Below are 2,859 nucleotides of genomic sequence, written 5' to 3' on the forward strand. Positions count from 1 at the left end.
CGAGGCGTGATCGCCCTCGTGATCCAAAACCATCCGCACCGCGCGGGCGCGAACCTCAGGTGAAAATTTATTGGTCGTATTGCTCATGATGGCTCCATCCTATTTGGAAGTTGGAGCCTCCGGCAAACCCGGCGCGGTTCAGTATCGTGAAGGTCAGCGACGCGGAAATGGCCGCCGTCGAACCTCAGCGGCGGCGCCTTCCATCCATAATGGAATTACAACGTCGCCCGTGTACCCCAGCCTCCATATTTAGCAGTTATTTCGCGGCGTCGCCTAACTTTGGATGGCGGTCGTCTTCGACAGTGGTTTTTTCCGACTGCCCTGATCGGACTTGCTCCAATGCAGAGCCGTGTGTTTGTAATTGGCAAGACAATGAATTGCGACGCTAGCCAAAAGTTCATGGCGATCCAGAACCCTTATAGATTTCATTTTGCTTTGCCATTCGCCGGGTGATTCAGAGAGGTGCGTCGCCAAAGCCCTCGTGAGCAGTCCTGGTCCGGACAACAACCAAACGAGATCCGAGTCGCCGCGATTGATTGCTGCCACCACATTTCGCAGGGCGAGCCCAATTACGGGATTGGCAGGTCTCGCGCCGATAAAATTGTTCCCGATGGAACCAATATCTTCCTGATAAAGCACCAATGCTTCACCGCCCTGCACCCATTCAGACAACGGCACCAGACATCGGTCGTCCGCGTCGGCATAGAAGCCTCCTTCCTGGAACAGGTAGGCCAACCGGAACACGTCGGCCTGCATCGCAGGCTCGTTCGCACGCACGAGCGCCGCTGCCACGTCGGTCATGCCTTTTATTTTCAGGTACGCATGCGCAGTTTCCTTCGAGAATCTAATATACTTGTATTCACCATTTAGATTTATCCAGCTATTAGAAATCTCAATAATATCTTTTGGAACATCTGGCGAATCCCAATACTGAACTATATTTAACGGAATAGAATATAAATCCTTCTTTGATTCTTTTGAAAAAATAAATTTCTCTTGAATACGCAATTCTGTTACTAGTGACATGGCCGCCGGTGTATAGTGAGGGTAGCTCTCGACAACGTCTCTGATTGCATCGAGACGAATTTGCGGCTCTTTCGTTCGCGCCTCTTTCAGGCGACTCAAAGCCGCGGCATCGAGCAAGAACTCCATCAGCAATTGTCCAAGGAAAGATTGCGAGCTGCGCGTCGAAATTCCACGCAGCTGATTTTCCGACTGGCTCAATTGGGCGATGCGGTTCAGGTGGGGGGGCACAGCGGGAAGGTCAAGTTCCAGAAGCGCCATCTGGGCTGCGCGGTAATGATAACCGGCCTCGCAATCGCGAATGGCAAGCATCTCGGAGAAGTGGCGCCTTGCCTGGCCGTATTGATGGCGAAGAATCGCCAGATAACCCGCCGCCTGATGGAAATTTAGGAGATCAGAAGGCGTTGTTCCGGAAAAGGAATTGAGCGCCTCTTGCGCCCTTTCATGAGCGCCGAGGTCGGCCTCGAGCATAACCAAAGCACGCCATGATGAGGAACTGGTTGGGTATTCGGCCTTGCCCTCAGCAGCGATTGCACGGGCGCCCAACAGGTCTCCCATCTGGCGTTTCAATTCCGAATAGATAATAAAATACTCCTCCGGCCGACCCCATTTTTTGGTGAATTGTTCGAGTTCCAGGAAGCATTCGTCTGATCGTCCGAGCTCCGCGAGGCATCGGGCCACGTTGAGCGACGGCCAGAAGTTTTTGTGGCTGGTCTTTGCTGCCCTGCGGAATAGGTCCAGCGCATGTCTCGGTTGGTTCGCGATCCGGGCCTCTTCTCCGAGACGAAAAAAAACTTCGGAACTGTTTGGTTGAATTGCATGGGCACTTTTCAACAGCGCCTGAGCGCCATCAAGGTTGCCCAGATGAAACTCCTCCGTCGCGACCTCGAGAAGCGGCCTGGTGTCGCCAGGGTTCATTTCTACGACTTTGCGGAAAACCTCCCGCGCTTTGTTGCGATCGCCCGTCATTCGATAAAGATAACCAAGTTGCAGCCAAACGGCTGCGTTGGCGGGAGCTTCCGCCAGTATTTCCTCGAGACATTTTTTCGCTTCGACAAATTCGCCGGCATCGCGAAGCTCGATTGCGATATCGACGCGAGCCGTTGAGACGATGGGCCGGATTGCGGCGGCAGACCGGAAAAAGGCAAGTGCCGTACCGCGATTCCCTCTGCGCCGCGCGACATTGCCCAGACCGATCAGGGCTTCGTAGCTGTACTGCTCATCTCCAAGCGATTCCGCGAAGATTCTCTCCGCGTCGGCGGCCCAGGCATGTGTAAGAAACTCACGCGCTAGCATGATTCGTCCGAGAATATCTTGCGTTTTTGCGGCTTCGCCCAATTTCAAAAAGCGAAAAACCGACTCGCGGTCGCCCCTTTGATGTGCGCACTGAGCCAATTCGATGAAGACGCGTTCCTTATGGGTATCTTCGAGAAGCAATCCGTTCAACAACTTTTCTGCTTCGTCCAGTTCTTCGGCGATCCGAAGGGCCTGCGCGAAATCGCGCATGGCACCAAAGTCACCCGGCAGCGACCTTGCCGCCGACCGAAAATGTTCCACCGCCGCCTGATTGTCGCCCCGCTGGCGAGCAATCCGCGCGAGCCCGCGCAGTGATCCCGCAAAAGCGGCGTCGCGCGCCAGCACCTCGCGGTGCAGCGCCTCGGCCTCTTCAAGCCTCCCGAGGCTGATCAACTCTTCAGCCGCATGGCTGCGGCTAGTGAGGTCCATTGGAACAAGCGCCGCGGCGGCAAGAAATTTCTCCAGCGCGGCCTGATTGTCGCCGCGTTGGCGGTCGATATGTGCAAGCCCGCGCATCGATCCCGCAAAGGCGGCGTCGCG

1 protein-coding gene is annotated in these 2,859 nt (G+C 55.3%); it reads right to left on the reverse strand.

The genetic code is table 11. The features are described from left to right. Window positions 1-273 precede the first annotated feature (273 nt). Window positions 274-2,859 (reverse strand): tetratricopeptide repeat protein (locus QZY01_RS17570; protein ID WP_294539768.1); only part of this gene is annotated, 2,586 nt, incomplete at its 5' end.

It is taken from the genome of uncultured Rhodoblastus sp., assembly GCF_903903185.1.
In the GTDB taxonomy this organism is placed as follows: domain Bacteria; phylum Pseudomonadota; class Alphaproteobacteria; order Rhizobiales; family Beijerinckiaceae; genus Rhodoblastus.